Origin of the sequence: Shewanella sp. ISTPL2 (assembly GCF_013283205.1) — a bacterium.
GTDB classification, from domain to species: Bacteria; Pseudomonadota; Gammaproteobacteria; order Enterobacterales; family Shewanellaceae; genus Shewanella; species Shewanella oncorhynchi.
The window spans coordinates 3955077-3973071 of the sequence record NZ_JAAPAV010000001.1; the positions used below are offsets into that span (position 1 = coordinate 3955077).

Genomic DNA, 17995 nt, shown 5'->3' on the forward strand with positions numbered 1-17995 from the left:
TCGAGTATTTATGCTTTGATTCAGTGAGCGTTATGCCAACAAGGCTTGGTCGGTTCTACAGCGATGCTCATCTTCCTTTGCACGAGCAATAACTGCAGTCGAAATGATTCATGTCATTTCGGCTGCAGTACATAACTCATTGATATGTTGGTCTGTAACGACAAATTAATCACTGTAATCTGTGTCAGACATCTGTAATTCAGTTTTTTAATGCGCAGAAAGCCGATCCTACTTTGAGGCAACTGATTGATGAAATTCTATTATTTTGGTTGGCTGCCAAAGTGATTGGTTTCGGTGCGAAACTAAAACCAGTGTACAACTCTGTTCACAAATAGCCTTGGCTACGCGCTTTTCTGTCTCCTCATCCAATGCCGAGGTGGCCTCATCCATTATCAGAATCGGTGCATTTTTGATAAGCGCACGTGCTAAGGCAAGCCTTTGGCGTTCCCCTCCCGATAACCCTGCGCCTTGCAAGCCGACTTCTTGGTAAATGCCCTGTTCTGATCTATCTAACACTTCATCTAGTGCGACTTGGCGTGCAATTTTATCTATGGCTTGATCGTCGGCATCAGGGTTACCGATACGAATATTGCTGGCAATGGTGCCTGTAAAGATGAGTGGATCCTGTGGCACATAGGCGAAAAAGTGGGCAAGTTCAACAGCGGGGATTGACGTGAGTGACACCTTGCCCAAAGTGATCAGGCCTAGGGTGGGATCATCAAAGCGCATCAATAACTTAAGTAAGCTGGTTTTACCTGAACCGCTCGGGCCACAAATCAGCACGCGTTCACCTGGCTCGATAGTGGCATTGATATTTTGCACCGCAGGAGGAAATGTTACGTTATTCAGTTCGATTGTATGATTGTTCGGTGTCTTTTGTTGCGCTTGGCTTGGCTCTTTGAGCGTTGGCGCATAAGTCGCTTGTCGATAGTGTTTAATAGCCGCTAACTGATCATTAATGCTTATTGCCGCCACGGCGAGAGTTTCAAGTGGCGCCGCCGCGCGCATGGTCAACATCAAAACAGCGAGCAGCATTGTCGTATTGTTTATACCGGATAGCACTAGGTAGAGTGCCATGCCTGCAATAGGTAAAAAGCTGGCGATAGCCGACAGTAATGTTGCTATAGCGGCGGCGCGATTAGTTCGTTCCAGTGCGATTTCTTGTGTTTGCCAGTTTTGCTCCAACCGTGTTGTTGCGCCGTTATATCCTGCTGCTGTGCGCAGTAACTCTAAGTGGTCGATCAGTTCAAGGGTTGACTGCTCTGCTGCCAATTCAGTGTTGTTTCGGTCCATATCTGCGCGGGCAAGGGCTCGTTGCGCCATACTCTGAATCACAAATGACACGAGTAACAAGCTAGCCAACATCAGTACCAGTGGCATGCCACCGATCAATCCTATGCCAAAGGTAATGCAGAGCGGAATAAGCGGTGCATGAATAAATACCTGAAATTGATGTGCCGGAATACTCATAAAGCCAGGAATACTCCGAGAGACAGTTTCTATGAGTAGTGTCCTGACACTCGGTGTAAACCAAGAGAGTTTCGCTTGTTGCATGGTCGTGCCTAATACACTGTAGAGCGCATTGGCCAGCCTTGCGCCAGCCCAAAAACCTGAACGCGAAGCCAGTATTGTGGTGAGTATGGTTATTGCGGCAATCGATAGCACTTTTTGCGGTGATTGCTGCTGAGTCATGGCTAAAGCCAGTTGAATGTAGCATGCCGCTTCCAATATGGCCGCCACAGCCCAACCGCAGGCAACAGGTATTAAGTGCTTTATGGCTGCGTAATCTTGGGGACGATTTATCATTGGCCTTCTCCTTCCCTGTGATGATGTTTGAGTGCGAGCTTGTCATCCGCCAGCTCGGCAAGCGTTAAGTCATGGGTGACCATCACAATCGTTTTGTGGTTTGTTTTTGCGTGATGGCGTAGTGCTGTGAACACGTTAAACGCCGTTTCGCTGTCTAGGGCCGATGTGGGTTCATCAAGCAATATCACCCTAGCGGGTGAAAGAAACACACGGGCAAGGTTGACGCGCTGTATTTCACCGCCAGACAGTGTGCTTGCATGAGTAGTTAAGGATTTATCCAATTGCGCGCAGTGTAATGCTGCTAAGTAATCCTCATCCGTGGCATCAGGTGCGGTGAGTGCGAGATTGTCGGCGATGGAGGTTGCCAGTAGTCCCGCACTTTGCGGCAATAGCATGATCGCGCGATTAATCGAGGTTTCATCCATCTCTTTGGGTGCAATATCAGCGAGTCGAATATCTCCGGCATTTAGCTGCTCCATGCCAGCTAATAAGCGCAGTAATGTGGATTTGCCAACACCACTGATCCCTGTAACTGCCGTGACTCTGCCAGATCTAAATTGATAGTTAATGGGCACAGATTGATTGCTTGTAGACAGTGAAGGCACAACATTCGTGAGGGTGAGCGGCATATTTTCTTTAAGCTCAATATTGCCGTTACCAACAGGAACTCTCGATTGCTCAAGAAAATCCGTTAGCCGCTGAGCGGCAGCGCGGCCCGTTGCGAGATAATCAAGCCCATGCCCGAGCTTTAGGGCTGGCGTGACTATGGCCAGACTGAAGAACAAGGCTGCAGCAAGGTTTTCTGGCGGCCATTCATACCCGATGGCATAGACAATGGCAAAAGTACAGACAGCCTGCAGTAGTGATGTGGCCACGGCGACTGAAGTGGATACCTTGCTTACCCGCTCAATGATCTCCTCAATAAAATGCTTAGTTGCCTTTTGGTAATCGGCCATAGCACCCGTTTGTGCGCCATAAATGCGAAATACAGGCGCACCACGGGCGTAGTCATCCACCGCGGCAGTGATATTTCCCATCACATTGACTCGTGCTTCACCCTGTTTTGCAGCAAGCCTTGGGATCACCACCAAATAGAAAAGCGCTGCGACTAGGCCTGGTATAAGGGCAAGTAATGCCACTAAGCCAGCGCTTAAGATCAGCAAACCAATAGTGATGGCAGGGACAATGATAAAGGTCGCTAATTCTGAGGGTAAATGCGCGATCATATGATGCAATGACGCTATGTCATCGACCATTAATCGCTTTAACTTTTCGCCCTTATATTTTGCCAAGGTACTTGGTGGCAACCTGACAAGATGCGCTGCAACATGACGCCTTAATCTTCCAGAAAATTGCGCCTCAGCATTGTGGTTAACCCAAGATGCGCCAGCTGATAGTAGCGCTGACACGACCCCAAATATGAGCGCCCCCGCTAACCATAGTGAGTGATGACCAGCAATAAGTTGAATCATGCACCAGAGTGCACCTAGTGTCGTCACGCCAGCACCTGCCGCTAGCAGTATTCCTAAAGTGAGTGCGGGAATCGCTGGACGTAGGGCGAAGGCTAATGTTGAAGTGGGACTGAAAAGTCGCTGCATTTTAATGTTCACCTAAAAAATCGAAGTGGAACAGGCTGGGCTTCGGTCTGGAAAGTGTGATTAACACAAGGCCAATGAAGCGATGAAGTCTTGATATTGCAGAGTAAAAAATAGTCTGAGTGCCAGAGTTTATGGGCAAATGAACATCCACGAGCCAAATTCCTTGTTTCATAAAAATTGAACCGCCATGAGATGGCGACCATATTAAGCGGTCATTTTCATTTATCAACACAGTGTTGATAAATGTTTTGAACGGCGATAATATAATTGATAACTATTCTCATTGGCAACAAATCTTTCGTATAAGGAGTTATTAAACATGCCCCGATTTGGTAAGTTTTACCCACAATCAAAGTGGGTTATCGGTTCTCTTGCGCTGGGGCTTAGCGCTATTTCAGGCTCAACTATTGCTGACAGTGGAACTGCTCCAGATAAGCAATCCAAGCAACAAGATGCAGCGGGAAATATTGAAGTCATCACAGTTTACGGTCAGAAAATCGAGCGGACGCTGAAGGAAACGGCGAGTTCAGTGACGGTCATCACTGAAGAACAGTTGAGGAAAAATGCCGACCAATCAACGATTTCTGAAATTCTCGGCGGTACGCCAAACTTAATTTATGCCGGAAATACCGATGCGCCCATTATCCGCGGTACGGATACTAAAGGGCCTGTTGCAGCGGGTAATGCCTACTTATCTAAGCCTGTGCCGGGTGCAACTATCAGTGTGGATGGTAAATATCTGAGCCCCGCAGAACTGGATTTAGGCGCAGCAGGCGTGTGGGATGTGTCGTCTATTGAAGTCTACCGTGGTCCGCAAACGACCAGTCAAGGAGCCAACAGTATTGCTGGCGCTGTAGTTATCCATACCCATAACCCCACTTATACGCCAGAATTTGCAGCGCAAGCACTTTATGGCAGTCGGAATAAGCAGCGCTTTTCGGTCATGGCGTCCGGTGCGCTAAGTAATGACTTTGCCGCAAGAATTAGCGCAGATTACAGCGCTAGAGATACCTTTGTTGATTACGTTAACCCAGATTTTACTGCCCATGATTTGGATTTTGAGTTTAAAAACCAAAATCTACGGGCGAAGTTGCTATGGGAACCCGAAAAATACAGCAACTTTTCCGCCATGCTGACTTATTCCTCCACTGAGGCTAAACGTCCCAGAAATGAGGTGGTATCTGAACCCTATGATGACTTAGAAAATCGTTCAATTTTTCAGGATAATCAAGAAGTCAGCAATCATGTCGGGATTTTTGATCTTGAATACGTGTTCGACAATGGTATGAAGTTACATAACCAACTGCAGTATTCAGAAGGGCAGTTTGATTATCACTTCGCAGCACCTTATCAAGGGATTGCAAAACGAGATAATGAAAACTTTTCGAATGATATAAGGCTGAACTTTGGTGACAAGAGTTCAGAATTTAGTGGGGTTGCGGGTGTCTTCTACTGGGATGATAAAACCAACAACAAGCTGAACAACGTATTTGGTCATGCCGACGCCGACCTGAGACATACCAGTTTTGCCCCCTACGGTGAAGTCATATGGCGCTTCTCACCCAAGTGGGCATTCACCAGCGCACTCCGTTATCAGTCTGATGAAATTAGCCACGATGGTATTGCCAGCTACATCCCAGGTGTGCGCCATCAATATGAAGAGACGTTTACGGCGTTATTACCTAAGGTTGCCCTGTCCTATGATCTGACAGATAACGTCTTAATCGGCGCGATGATCAGTGAAGGTAACATTCCTGGGGGCACAGGTATTAACTTCCGCGGCGGCGAATATTATACCTTTGATGCCGAATCGGCATGGAACTATGAACTTTTTACCCGTATCGATCTGCTTGAACAACGCTTAATCATAAATAGCAATCTCTTCTACACCCGCTTTAAGGATTCACAACGTTCAGTTACTGACTACCTCGATGGACGTCCCTTTGGTTCTGTCATTATTAATGCCGATGAGGCGCAAAGCTATGGGATTGAATTAGATTGGAACTTTAAAGTGGTCGATAGTTTTAGCCTATATGGTGGGCTGGGTTTACTTGAAACTGAGATAAGTGAATTTAATGACTACCGTGGCGAGGAGTTTGTCGGCAACGAGTTTAGTAAAGCGCCGGGATATATGTTTAATATAGGGTTTGACTATTCAATCACAGACACTATCAAACTGAGCGGTGATGTGCGCCATACGGATGGATACTTTTCAACGGATACCAATGAGCCAGAGTTAAGAGTGGGATCTTACACTACGGTAAACCTGAATTCTTCCTATCAAATCAACCAATATTTTGAAGCCTTTGTTTATGCACGCAATTTGCTGGATGAACGTGCACCCGTGGCAAAAATGGCTGACAGAAGTACCGGAGGCGTGGATGCATATTTACTTGAACCTCGAGAAATAGGTGTAGGCGTTAGGGCGAAGTTTTAGCGGCTAGCTTCTACCCGCGGTATTGGCTATTGCCATGCAGCGGGTAGCAAGAGCGGTTAGAATGGCTTTTTTGCCTTGGAAACCTTATCGATATGACACAAGTACCGGAGCAACTTACTCAAAAACGCCAGCGTGGTAGACCAAGCCGTATTTCCCGTGAGGCTATCGCCAGAGCTGCGTTGGAGATTGGGGTTGATCAAGCGACCATCCCTGCTATAGCCGCGCATTTAAAGGTCGATCATTCTTCCCTCTACCATCACGTAGCAGGTCGGAATGATGTTATCTCCATTGCTGCTGAGCTTGCTATCAATGAGCTTGACTGGCGAGCGCCAGCGGCCACCGATTGGCGGAGCGAATTGATCATATTGACCGATGCCATTTGGGCACTGTATGAGCGTCATCCTGGCCTCGCTGAATCTATTCATCAGGCCAGTGTTACCCCGTCATCGGGTATACGTTCTTTTGCTGAATCGGTCGAAAAGCTGCAACGCAAAGGCTTCTCCCTCGATGAGGCAGTGCTTGCCGTTGATATCTTAGTTGACATGGTGGGGGAGTGCTTTTTGGGATGGTGGTCAACCACTAAACCAGAAGCAGATGGCCGGACACGTAAAGAGCGAATTATCGCAATTTGGGAAGATGAAGCCACCAAGCTCCCTGATAAAGCTGAGCAGATAAATGCGATGGTAGACATCATGAAGGTGGGCGCCCGCAAATGGTGGGAGCGAAAACGTGACTTAGTGTTAGCGGGGATTGCCGTTACCCATGTCCAAAAGGCTGGGGGATCCGATAAGGCTCAAACATAGCGCGTCGATATGAAAACCTCATAGCGGCTGCAGATTAGTACAAGATTTATTACGTATAGGAAGTATCAGTTTGTGAAGGTGGTTTATGCACTGACGTGCTTTTTTGTGCTTTGTTTTGCCTCATTGCTGCTAGGCGCAAAGTATGCCTCTGTGACGCAGATGCTGACGTTATCGGATGATGTCTGGTTGGTGTTATCTGCGAGTCGTCTGCCGCGGCTCTTTGCCTTGATTTGCTCAGGTGTAGGGCTCGCTGTCTGTGGCGTGATATTGCAGCAGATTGTGCAAAACAAGTTTGTTGAACCTGCTACTTGTGGCGGGCTTGATGCCGCCAAACTAGGCATATTAATTTCAATCATTCATGCCCCGAGTATGGGTGTCACCGCCAGAATGTTGGGGGCTTTGGTTTTTTGCTTGCTTTTGAGCTTAGCCTTTATTCTGATTATTCGTGGTATTCGGTATAAGAGTCCGGTGCTCATTCCAATTATTGGGATTATGTTTGGCAGTGTACTCAGTGCGATAGCGGAACTTTATGCTTATCAAAACAATATGATGCAGAGTATGCAGGGATGGATGCTGGGTGATTTTTCAAAAATCGTGCAGGGTAACTACGAAATCATCTATCTGATCCTTCCCGTAGTCATACTGACCTACCTTTATGCACAGCGCTTTACCATTGTAGGAATGGGCGAAGGCTTGGCTACCACACTAGGCCTGAGTTATTTCAACCTAGTTATCTTAGGGTTAGTGCTGGTTTCCCTGACCATAGCGACCACAGTTATCACAGTCGGGAGCATTCCATTTATTGGTTTGATTATTCCTAATCTTGTCGCTATGCGTTACGGCGATAATTTAAAACGTACCTTGCCTATTATCGCCTTTGCTGGCGCAACACTACTGATAATCTGTGACTTGCTTGGACGGCTTATTTTGTATCCCTTTGAAATTCCTATAGGTCTAACGGCAAGCTGTTTAGGTGGACTCATATTTCTAGTTATCGTTTGGAAAATCAAATGAAAGACAGTGCATGGCGTTTTTTGAGCTGGGGGCTGCCTATTATGTTGGCAGTCACATTTTTATTGATGGGCTCAGGCTTTGATTTTGACTATGTCATACCGAATCGATTGGTGCGTTTGGGCACTATTTGCCTTGGTGGTGTCTGTATTGCGTTTTCTTCGATATTGTTTCAGACCTTAGCCGGAAATCGCATTTTAACGCCATCTATCATGGGGTATGAAGGGGTTTACTTGATTTTACAGGCACTGTTGATCCTTATCTTAGGGACGGGCAGCAGTATTCTGATCACCGCTAACAGCAATTTCTTTGTCTCAGTCGTGGTGATGTTGCTTTACTCAATGGCGATTCATCGTTGGCTATTTAGTGGAGATCGACATGATGTGTTCTTCCTACTGCTTGTGGGCTTAGTGCTCACTGTGGTGTTAGGCAGTTTTACTCAGTTAATCCAATATTCTATCAGTCCCGGTGAGTTTTCTATTTTCCAGAGCTACAGCTTAGCGTCGTTCAACCGCGCTCAACCAGAGCAATTGCTTATCTCTCTAGTACTTGTCAGTGCCGTGTGTATTGCCGCTTGGAGAGTGCGTGTAGTGCTTGATGTATTACTGATGGGGCGGGAGCAAGCTATCTCTCTTGGTATTGATTATCAAAAAGTGGTGCGCCTGCTATTGGGTCTTATCGCGGTATTGGTCGCAATATCAACCAGTTTAGTGGGGCCAACTGCCTTTATGGGGATATTTGTCGCGAATATGGCCTATGCACTGGCAAGGCATCCGTCGCACTCATTTACTTTGATAACAGGATGTGCCGTTGCTATCTCGGTTTTTCTGATCGCGCAAATGCTTGTTGAGCATCTGTTTAATTATCAAACCAGTGTTGGGCTGTTAATTAATCTATTTTGTGGCGCCTATTTCTTTGTTTTAATTCTTAAACCTCGGAGCGCAGTGTGATAACCGTCAATAACTTATATCAGTCTTATGGCGCGAAACCTGTGCTAAAAAATGTCACGGCACAATTTCCAGAACATCAGATGACTTCTCTCATCGGCCCTAACGGTGCCGGCAAAAGTACCTTACTGATGTCGATTGGTCGGCTACTGAATATCCAGCAGGGCGAGGTATTACTCAAAGGTACTGCTATCCACAATATTCCCTTGAAGGATTATGCCAAGCAAGTGGCAACCATGCGTCAGTTTAACAGCCTCAATTTACGCCTGACGGTCAGGGAGTTAGTGGCATTTGGTCGTTTTCCCTATAGCCAAGGGGCACTCACAAAGGAAGATCATCGCGCCATTGATGAAGCGCTGTCGTTTTTAGCTTTACAGTCATTAGCCAATATATTTATTGATGAACTTAGCGGCGGACAACGCCAAATGGCTTTTCTGGCAATGGCGATTGCGCAGCAAACGGATTATTTATTGTTAGATGAACCGCTCAACAATCTGGATATGAAACATGCCGTTAGCATCATGCGGGCACTTCGCCATCTGTGTGACGATTACAAACGAACGGTAGTGTTAGTGGTTCACGATATCAATTTTGCGGCTAACTACTCCGACTATATTGTCGGTATGAAGCAAGGCGTTGTGCACTGCGCTGGACCCGTTGAAGAGGTCGTCACAGCACAAAGGTTAAAAGCACTGTACGAACTGGATCTTGAGGTGCTGAAAACGAACCAAGGAACAGTATGTAACTATTTCAACTTCAACTTACAAGGAGAATACAAGTGACGTCGAAATGTAAAAGCGGTACTAAAGTGATGGCGATTCTGTTATTTAGCTCGGCTTTTTTGCTGGCCTGCGATAATAAAACCGAATCAGTACAACTTGCATCATCGGATACGAGTGCTTCAACGGCTGAGTTGGATTTTGCCCCGATAGAGGTAGAGCATAAGCTGGGCACTACTGTTATTACAAAACGGCCAGTACGCGTTGCGGCCCTAGATATGAATGAAGTCGACTATCTCGAACAGTTGGGTATTCCCATTGTCGGTATGCCAAAGGATTTTGTTCCTTATTACCTGAAAGATTACAGCAACAATAGTGATATCGTTGATTTAGGTGCTATCGTTCAACCCAATATGGAACGTATTTATGCACTTAAACCCGATTTGGTGCTGATGTCATCCGTTCAAGCTAGTCATTATCAAGCGCTTTCCAATTTGGCACCAACCATTCATTTGGATATTGATTACCAAGACAGCAACAGCGATTACTTTGATATAGTCACAAAACACTTATTGATGCTGGGTAAATTATTCGATAAGCAAACCTTGGCAAAACATAAAGTGGATGAACTGGAAACTAAGATCCAAGCCGCCAGAATGGTCATTAAGGACAGGCCAGAAAAAGCATTGGTGGTGCTACATAATAATGGCGCTTTTCGATTTTTAGGTATTCGTTCACGCTATGGGTTCATTTACAGTGCGCTAGGGGTTAAACCCGCTAGCTTATCAGAGCAGATGGGATTGCACGGTCAACCTGTATCAAGCGAGTTTATTCTTGAAAACAATCCCGACATCATTTACGTGGTTGACAGAACCGCAGTGATGGAGCGAAGCCCAGTATTGGATAAACAGTCCATAGATAACCCTCTCTTGCGTGAGACCAATGCTTGGAAGACGGGGAATGTTATTTTTGTGGATCCAGAGGCTTGGTATATCACAGGTGCGGGCATAACATCCCTTAATATCATGATTGATGATGTGTTAAAGGGTTATGTAAAGTAGCAGGCTGCAAATAGTCTATGGACGGCATAGCTAATGACTCATGAGATAAGTTACCTCTTGTAACATTTAAGCCCTACGGCTTAGGTAAATCGGTTTGCAACTTTAGTAGTGCTTAACATACAATCGCCTGCCAAATTATCTGAGGAAGTAGGGTTTGAATAGTGTGATACAAACAAGACGCACCCTAGCAATATGGCTTGCAGCCATATTGGTGCTATTGTCTGTTGCCATTGCTGTTCACAGTGTTTCCCATGCTAGTGAAGACTCCAAGGCCAATTGTTCGCTGTGCTTACATCAGCACCAGTTGCAACATGCGCTAACCAGTACACCCTTTCATTTTCAACTCGCTCAGCAGGGTTATATCTCGGTTGAGTTTCAGGCCGTTTCCTTTAAGCGACCTTTTAGTCGTTTCTTCAATAGTCGTGCTCCGCCCATAACAGCATAAGTTACTGTTTATTCAATTTATCTTAATTAACTTTGAGCGCCTTGGCTTAGCTAAGGCGCCCATGCTGTTTATTTTCGGAGTGAAAATGACTTCTTTTTATGCCCCTAAGCGCACTGCGCTGTTGCTGGGCGCTTTGTTTGTGCTCAATCCTATTTCAATGTTGTTGGCCGCAGAAAGCAGCCAATCGAGTTCACAAGCTATTGATACTGTGAGTGACGCAGTGCTTGACACTGATATTGAACGTTTAAGTATCCACTATCGCCAAGCCTATCGTGGCAATGTGTCCTCAACTGAACTTCCCCAAGCGATCAGTGTGTTAGACGAGCAATTGATAAAAGATGCGGGGCTGACGCGGTTTCAAGATGTACTGGACTATTCTGCCAGTGTGGCGCGGCAAAATAATGGCGGCGGCTTATGGGATAGTTTTTCCCTACGAGGCTTTCCGGGCAACGAAAACATGCCATCGGGGTATTTAATCAATGGCTTTAATGGTGGCCGAGGTTTTAGTGGTCATAGAGATTTATCAAACGTTGCCTATGTCGAGATTTTAAAAGGCCCAGGTTCGGCACTTTATGGCCGCTCGGAACCCGGTGGCACAGTCAATATTGTGACTAAGAAACCTCAGTATCAAACCAGTGGTTATTTAAAAGCATCGGCTGGGAGTTTCGACCAATATCGGTTAGAAGGTGATGTGACCTCAGGTTTAACCGATAACTTGGCATTTCGGATTAATGGCGCTTGGCAGGAACACGATAGTTTTCGTGATTATGTGTTTAGCGATAAAAAAATCGTTACGCCGTCTATGCGTTGGCAGATTTCCGAAAAAGCTTCCTTGCTGTATGAAATGGAATACCTCAAGCAGGAACAGCTATTCGATCGCGGCATTATTGTGCTCAATAACGATATTAATACCGTACCACGCTCGCGTTATTTAGGTGAACCTAATGATGGCGCAACGGAGGTGAATGCCACAGGGCATCAGCTGACCTATGACTATGAATTAAATGATGATTGGTCATTAACTGCTGGCTATAACTATCGAGACTCTAGCTTGAAGGGGTATTCGTCTGATGCCGAGTTAGCAAAGGGGCGGCAATCGCTATTTGATGATGATCGCACGCTGACTAGGCAGCACAGATATCGTGACTACGCCTCTGAGGATAATTCGCTGCGTCTAGAGTTAAGTGGTCATGTGGATACGGGTTTTATTCGTCATAATTTGCTGCTTGGTGCCGATGCCTATCACTACAATTTGAAGACAGGACTGTATCGTTATCGGGGCAAAAAAGGTGAATACGCCATCGATATCTATACCCCTCAATACGGTGGGCCTCAGCCAGAGGTGAGTTTGTTGTATGAGAATAACGAGACTCAAAAGGCGTGGGGGACCTATCTGCAAGATCAAATGGATTTAACTGAAAAGTGGAAGCTGCACCTTGGGCTAAGGTTCGATAGTTATCAGCAAGATATCAGTGAAGTCGCGAAAGATACTCTGTCAGAGCAAACCGATAGTCGAGTCAGCCCCAAGGTAGGTCTGGTGTATTTATGGTCCGATGCCTTAAGTTTCTATAGCTCTTATTCTGAAGGCTTTTTACCGCTTTCTGGAACTGACTTTGCGGGTAAGCCCTTCGAAGCGGAAGAGAGTCAGTCGGTTGAACTGGGGATGAAGTTTAATGGTACTTGGTTAAACGATCTTCCTATAAACGGTAGTTTAGCCGTGTTCGATGCTCAAAAGAGCAATATCTTGACCTCAGATCCTATCAATGTTGGTTTTTCTGCCACCTTAGGTAAAGCTAAAAGTAGCGGGGTTGAACTCGATTTAGCCGCCGAACTGACGGAGGATTTACAAGCAAAATTATCCTATGCCTATCTTAATACCCGTACCGCCAATGACAGCTTGAATCCTGATTGGGGCGTGCTCATTCCTGCAGGCAGTCCACTGGTGAATGTGCCAAAGCATACCGCGAGTGTGATTCTGAAACAGGATTTGAATAGGCTTTCTATTGATGGTCATCTAGGGCTTAGCTGGCGTTATGTGGATTCGCGTCTCGGTGATTCTGCCGATCCGAGTTTTCAATTGCCTTCTTATCAGTTAGTTGGGTTGTTTATGAACACCCACTTAAGCGACAACTTAAGCCTTGGAGTGAATCTGGATAACTTACTGGATGAACATTACATCGCGAGTAGCTATTCCGCTCTTTGGGCCGTGCCGGGTGAGCCACGTAGCATTAAAGTGAGTGTTAGCTATGAATTCTAATATCAGCGCTAACCCAGCGTTATCTTCAGGTTTTGCTGAGCAAGAACTGGGTCGTTCTATTGGCCGCACCCGGATTAATAGTATCGATATGATGCGCGGCATGGTGATGCTTATCATGTTACTCGACCATGTGCGGGAGCGGTTTTTCTTTCACATGCAGGTGAGCGATCCTATGGATTTGAGTTCGACCTCTTGGGGGCTTTTTGTGAGTCGCTTTGCCGCCCATTTTTGTGCGCCGGTCTTTGTGTTCTTAACCGGGGTTTCTGCATGGCTTTATGCCAATCGTAGCCATGGCGAGCCACGTTCAGCACGTATGTTTTTGATTAAACGCGGGCTGTTTTTAATCGCGCTGGAAATTTTAGTGATTAACTTCTCTAACCTCTCTTGGATGGTCAGCTATTACACCCTTTGGTTGCAGGTGATTTGGGTGATTGGTCTGAGTATGTTAGCGCTCGCTGCGCTGATAAACCTGCCTAGACCTTGGATGGCCCTTTTAGGATTTGCGATTGTTTTTGGCCATAATCTGTTGACGCCAATTGGTTTTCAGCCCAATGAGTGGGCTTACGGTCTGTGGACCATATTGCACGACCGCGGTTATCTCGTCAGCGAAGGTGCGCTTAGGGTTAAGGTGAGTTATCCCGTGCTGCCTTGGATTGGGGTGATTTTACTGGGTTATGTTGCAGGGCCTCTTTTTAGTAATAAACCGAACGGAAGCCATCTTGATACATTGGCTCGCCAGCAAAAGCTGCTGTTTTTAGGGATCAGCTGTTGGGTACTTTTTGCGGTACTACGTGGGTTTAACCTTTATGGCGAAACCTTGCCTTGGCAGTCGGGGGCACATTTGGGTGAAACCTTAATGTCGGTATTCAATTTAACGAAATACCCGCCATCATTAAGCTTTTTACTGGTGACCTTAGGCGGCATGTTTTTTTGCTTAGTGGCCTTTGAGCGGTATTTTGCATCAAGTGGGAAAGTGGGTGGGAGATTAGCGCGAGTGGGCCATGGGTTGTCTGTGTTTGGCTCAGTCCCTATGTTCTTCTATATCTTACATTTGTACGTGCTGTTACTGCTTTATACTTTAGCGAAATTCATCTTTGGCGCAAACCATGGTGAGTACTTTGGCGTGAGCAATATAGGATGGGTTTGGTTTATCGCGGGCGTGTTAGCCATCGCATTGTATTATCCCGTTAAGCGATTTAGCGAGTATAAAAAACACAGCACTCAGGCTTGGATTAAGTACCTCTAATCTATTCTGTTTGATCAAGCTTTAAAGGCAAAAGTCGCCAAGTGTTTACTTGGCGACTTTTTTGCTTTGGTCAGAGCAATAATCTATTTAGCAATTATTCTGCGAGTAAGCTGCGTAGCATCCAGGCATTTTTCTCATGCAGTTGGATGCGCTGGGTGAGTAAGTCCGCAGTCGCCTCATCATTCGCTTGATTTACCAGCGGATACAAGGCTCTGGCATTGCGGATTACTAGCTCCTGATCGCTTAATAGTTCGCGGATCATGGTTTCGGCTTGAGTGACACCTTGATCTTCTTTTATCTCGGTTAGCGCGGCATAGGCTGAATATGAGCCGAGTGCTCTGGCGCCTAATGCACGTACACGCTCTGCGATAAGGTCGACCGCAAGGGCAAGTTCGGTATACTGCTGTTCAAATAGCAAGTGTAAGCTAGTGAACATTGGGCCAGTAACGTTCCAGTGAAAGCTATGGGTCTTAAGGTAAAGACTGTAGCTGTCAGCCAATAGTTGGTTTAGCCCTGCGGCGATTTCTTCTCTGTGAGCTTGATTGATACCTATGTTAATCATGGCGTTTTCCTTCTATTGTCTTACTGAGTGTGTTTAGTCTAATCTTCTGATATTAAATGTAAAATGAGTAAATTAGATTTTGTAAATCTATAAATTCGATTGAACTTCCGAGTGTTAAATCTCGTAAGCGATAAAGCCAGATATCATCTCCTTTCGCCGTGCTGCAGTAACAATGCCATGGCAGAACTGCTATCCTAGCGGCATATTGTGAGTCGATACTTTAATTGAATAAAACTGACCTTAATGAATAAATCAGCCTATTTAACCGCCATGAATGTGACAACTTGGCGAGTGCGCGACACTAAGGTGAAACCTTATTTAGTGATTTGGGATGAAAACGGTGAGTTACCAGAAGCAGAGCCGCTTATTGACGCTGTGCTAAAGCTTATCGACATAAAGCGTGACGAATGTGATTTTGACTGTGAGCCCCATACGGGTAAACAGATCGTTTGGGATCTGCGACGTCACAAAGTTAGGCCACGTACCGCATGGTTAGTGTCTGAGCCGTTGGCCGATTTATTGGTGGGTTGGCAGGCTAAAAGCGCGCTCTGGCAGCAGATTTACCAATGGCGCGACCAAGTTAGCGGCCAAGCGCCAAGCAAGTCTTAAGCTCTACTCGTAAATACATTAATAACCAATACTTTGGAATACCGGCGTTGAACATCCCACCAGTAGATAGTCTATTCACAACACCATTCGCAGCACAATTGACAGCAGGTTTGCCTGTTGAGCTTGTGGCTCTCACGCTTGAAGATGTTCCCCAAATGGCGCAGCTTGAATCCTTGGCCCATAGCCATCCCATGAGTGAGGGGAATCTTGCCGATTGTTTTGGTCACTTGTACCGTGTCCTAGGTTTAAAGTTGAGTGCTCACTTAGAGGTAGATGTAAATACTGAGGCAAATATTGACGTCGTTTCGGATTCAGATACTTATCACGTCGAAGGACTCTTAGGGTTTGCGATAGTGCAGCAAATTATCGATGAAGTGACTTTATTGGATATTTGCCTATTACCGAGTCAGCAGGGCAAAGGTTACGGCAAGTTATTACTTAAGGCTGTGATGATATCGGCCAAGGTATCGGGCGCTGTGGTGCTTATGTTAGAAGTGCGAGAGTCTAATCTCGGCGCCCGTGCTTTATATCAAAAGGCTGGCTTTATTGAATCGGGACGTCGCAAAGGTTACTACCCGATAGAGGGCGGTAAAGAAGATGCTATCTTGATGGATTTAGCGATAACCCAAGAATAAGCAGAGCATTAGCGTTCATGTCGTATAACGACAGCTATACGAACCACTCTTCATAAACAACAGTCATAAATAATAGTCATAAAAACAGCCAATAAAAAACAGCGCCTAAGCGCTGTTTTTCTATTTTAATAACCTTGAAATCTACATCACCTAAGCTCTGTATCTAAGCAAGAAGGTTATTTCACTTCTTTACCTTGGGCTTGCAGGTCCGCATGGTAGCTTGAGCGCACTAATGGGCCACAGGCTGCATGGGTAAAACCTAACTCATCGGCTAAGGCTTTAAGCTCATCAAATTCCGCTGGCGGCACATAACGTTCAACCGGTAAGTGGAACTTAGACGGCTGTAGGTATTGGCCTAAGGTCAGCATTTCAACGTTGTGGGCGCGCAAGTCACGTAATACTTGAGCGATTTCTTCGTTGGTCTCACCCAATCCCATCATCAGGCCTGATTTAGTCGGCACATTGGGATGACGTTCTTTAAAGCGTTTGAGCAGATCGAGCGACCATTGGTAATTCGCACCTGGGCGCGCTTTACGATAATGCATGGGCGCCGTTTCTAAGTTGTGGTTAAACACATCAGGCGGCTCAGTCGATAAAATATCTAAGGCAGCATCGATACGACCACGGAAATCAGGCACTAAGGTTTCGATCTTGATGTCAGGATTTAGTTTGCGGATCTCACGGATACAATCGGCAAAATGCTGGGCGCCACCATCACGTAAATCGTCACGATCTACAGAGGTAATCACCACATATTTTAGCTTCATATCGCGGATAGTTTGCGCCAATTTAACTGGCTCTTCAGCATCAGGCTTAAGCGGACGACCATGGGCCACGTCGCAGAATGGGCAACGACGAGTACAAATCGCACCCAAAATCATAAAGGTTGCTGTGCCGTGGTTGAAGCATTCAGCGAGGTTAGGGCAAGAGGCTTCTTCACAGACAGAGTGCAGGCCATTTTTACGCAGCGCTTGCTTGATGTCTAAAATGCGTTGATTCGATGCCGGCAGTTTAACCCGTAACCAATCGGGTTTACGCAACATAGTGTCGCGCTCTGATGGGACGATTTTGACCGGAATACGAGACACTTTATCGGCATCTCTTAGTTTTACTCCGGGTTGTAAACGTTCAGGCCTATTCATGACGCTGCTAATCCTTGATGATGAACTAGGTGTTGATAGCCCAGTAATTGGCTAAAAGTAATAGTAAGTTGCTCGCCCGCTTCAATCACGGTTTGTGGTCCGCCAAGTGCTTTGCATTGCACCATTTCAAGACCGGCATAACCACAAGGGTTGATGCGGCGAAATGGTGCTAAATCCATATCGACATTAAGGGCTAATCCATGGAATGAACAGCCTTTACGGATGCGTAATCCGAGGGAGGCAATTTTACGTTCATCCACATATACGCCCGGCGCATCGGCCTTGGCATAAGCGTTAATTTCGTACTTGGCGAGCATATCGACAATGCTTTGCTCTATATGAGTAACGAGTTGACGCACGCCGACTTTACTACGTTTTATGTCGAGAAGAGGGTATACCACTAGTTGTCCAGGGCCGTGGTAAGTGACTTGGCCACCACGGTCCACTTGGATCACAGGAATATCGCCAGCATTCAAAATATGCTCGCTTTTACCAGCTTGGCCTTGGGTAAACACGGGTGGGTGTTCTACTATCCACAGCTCATCTGGGCTCTCACTATTACGCGTGTCAGTGTAGTGCTGCATAGCATGCCACACTGATTCGTAATCTTGTTTTCCAAGATGCCGAATGTGCAAAGTCGTGTCTTGCAAGGGCAACCTCTCCCCTTAGAATTGAGTGGCGCTATTATACGCCTCTTGACCATAAATGTAAGACAGA

General features: G+C 46.1%; 16 protein-coding genes. 11 read left to right on the plus strand and 5 right to left on the minus strand.

From position 1 onward, the window contains the following. Positions 1–228 precede the first annotated feature (228 nt). Positions 229–1806, minus strand: a complete 1578-nt coding sequence (locus HUB64_RS17400; RefSeq protein ID WP_173497486.1) for an ABC transporter ATP-binding protein — start codon at positions 1804–1806, stop codon at positions 229–231. Beyond that, positions 1803–3404 (minus strand): ABC transporter ATP-binding protein, encoded by a 1602-nt coding sequence (locus tag HUB64_RS17405; protein ID WP_173497487.1) that lies wholly within the window; start codon positions 3402–3404, stop codon positions 1803–1805. The genes HUB64_RS17400 and HUB64_RS17405 overlap by 4 nt, the downstream gene beginning before the upstream one ends. 319 nt (positions 3405–3723) lie before the next feature. Here HUB64_RS17405 and HUB64_RS17410 point away from each other — a divergent pair, with 319 nt between their 5' ends. From HUB64_RS17410 to HUB64_RS17450, 9 genes are all read left to right on the plus strand, one after another. Then, entirely contained in the window at positions 3724–5841 is a 2118-nt protein-coding gene (locus tag HUB64_RS17410; RefSeq protein WP_173497488.1) for a TonB-dependent receptor, read from the plus strand. Positions 5842–5933: 92 nt separating this feature from the next. Then, positions 5934–6644: a TetR/AcrR family transcriptional regulator gene (locus tag HUB64_RS17415; RefSeq protein ID WP_173497489.1), complete on the plus strand. Its 711-nt coding sequence runs from the start codon at positions 5934–5936 to the stop codon at positions 6642–6644. A 72-nt stretch (positions 6645–6716) separates the two neighbouring features. Then, the gene (locus tag HUB64_RS17420; RefSeq protein WP_368039637.1) at positions 6717–7658 is read left to right on the plus strand and encodes an ABC transporter permease; all 942 of its coding nucleotides are present in this window, start codon (positions 6717–6719) and stop codon (positions 7656–7658) included. Further along, the gene (locus HUB64_RS17425; protein WP_173497490.1) at positions 7655–8605 is read left to right on the plus strand and encodes an iron chelate uptake ABC transporter family permease subunit; all 951 of its coding nucleotides are present in this window, start codon (positions 7655–7657) and stop codon (positions 8603–8605) included. Before HUB64_RS17420 ends, HUB64_RS17425 begins: the two co-directional genes overlap by 4 nt. Next, a complete protein-coding gene (locus HUB64_RS17430; protein ID WP_173497491.1) occupies positions 8602–9384 on the plus strand; it encodes an ATP-binding cassette domain-containing protein in 783 nt (260 codons plus the stop codon). Before HUB64_RS17425 ends, HUB64_RS17430 begins: the two co-directional genes overlap by 4 nt. Further along, positions 9381–10382 (plus strand): siderophore ABC transporter substrate-binding protein, encoded by a 1002-nt coding sequence (locus HUB64_RS17435; protein ID WP_368039639.1) that lies wholly within the window; start codon positions 9381–9383, stop codon positions 10380–10382. Before HUB64_RS17430 ends, HUB64_RS17435 begins: the two co-directional genes overlap by 4 nt. Positions 10383–10536: 154 nt before the next feature. After that, complete coding sequence (locus HUB64_RS17440) at positions 10537–10827, plus strand: DUF2607 family protein (RefSeq protein ID WP_028761491.1); 291 nt, start codon at positions 10537–10539, stop codon at positions 10825–10827. A gap of 85 nt (positions 10828–10912) precedes the next feature. Further along, positions 10913–13084: a TonB-dependent siderophore receptor gene (locus tag HUB64_RS17445; RefSeq protein ID WP_173497492.1), complete on the plus strand. Its 2172-nt coding sequence runs from the start codon at positions 10913–10915 to the stop codon at positions 13082–13084. Then, positions 13074–14330, plus strand: coding sequence for a DUF1624 domain-containing protein (locus HUB64_RS17450; RefSeq protein WP_168822774.1), 1257 nt, complete (start codon positions 13074–13076; stop codon positions 14328–14330). Before HUB64_RS17445 ends, HUB64_RS17450 begins: the two co-directional genes overlap by 11 nt. A gap of 94 nt (positions 14331–14424) precedes the next feature. On the opposite strand, the gene dpsA is transcribed toward HUB64_RS17450, so the two are convergent. Then, the gene (dpsA, locus tag HUB64_RS17455) at positions 14425–14892 is read right to left on the minus strand and encodes a DNA starvation/stationary phase protection protein DpsA (protein ID WP_028761488.1); all 468 of its coding nucleotides are present in this window, start codon (positions 14890–14892) and stop codon (positions 14425–14427) included. Between the two features lie 243 nt (positions 14893–15135). Here dpsA and HUB64_RS17460 point away from each other — a divergent pair, with 243 nt between their 5' ends. Together HUB64_RS17460 and HUB64_RS17465 are read left to right on the plus strand one after the other, a co-directional pair. Beyond that, complete coding sequence (locus tag HUB64_RS17460; RefSeq protein ID WP_173243221.1) at positions 15136–15501, plus strand: hypothetical protein; 366 nt, start codon at positions 15136–15138, stop codon at positions 15499–15501. 155 nt (positions 15502–15656) lie between these two features. Further along, positions 15657–16136, plus strand: a complete 480-nt coding sequence (locus HUB64_RS17465) for a GNAT family N-acetyltransferase (RefSeq protein ID WP_173248570.1) — start codon at positions 15657–15659, stop codon at positions 16134–16136. A gap of 176 nt (positions 16137–16312) precedes the next feature. On the opposite strand, the gene lipA is transcribed toward HUB64_RS17465, so the two are convergent. Further along, positions 16313–17278 (minus strand): lipoyl synthase, encoded by a 966-nt coding sequence (lipA, locus tag HUB64_RS17470; protein WP_063883372.1) that lies wholly within the window; start codon positions 17276–17278, stop codon positions 16313–16315. Further along, on the minus strand, positions 17275–17928 hold the full coding sequence (gene lipB / locus HUB64_RS17475) for a lipoyl(octanoyl) transferase LipB (RefSeq protein ID WP_173243224.1): 654 nt from the start codon (positions 17926–17928) through the stop codon (positions 17275–17277). Before lipB ends, lipA begins: the two co-directional genes overlap by 4 nt. Positions 17929–17995 lie beyond the last annotated feature (67 nt).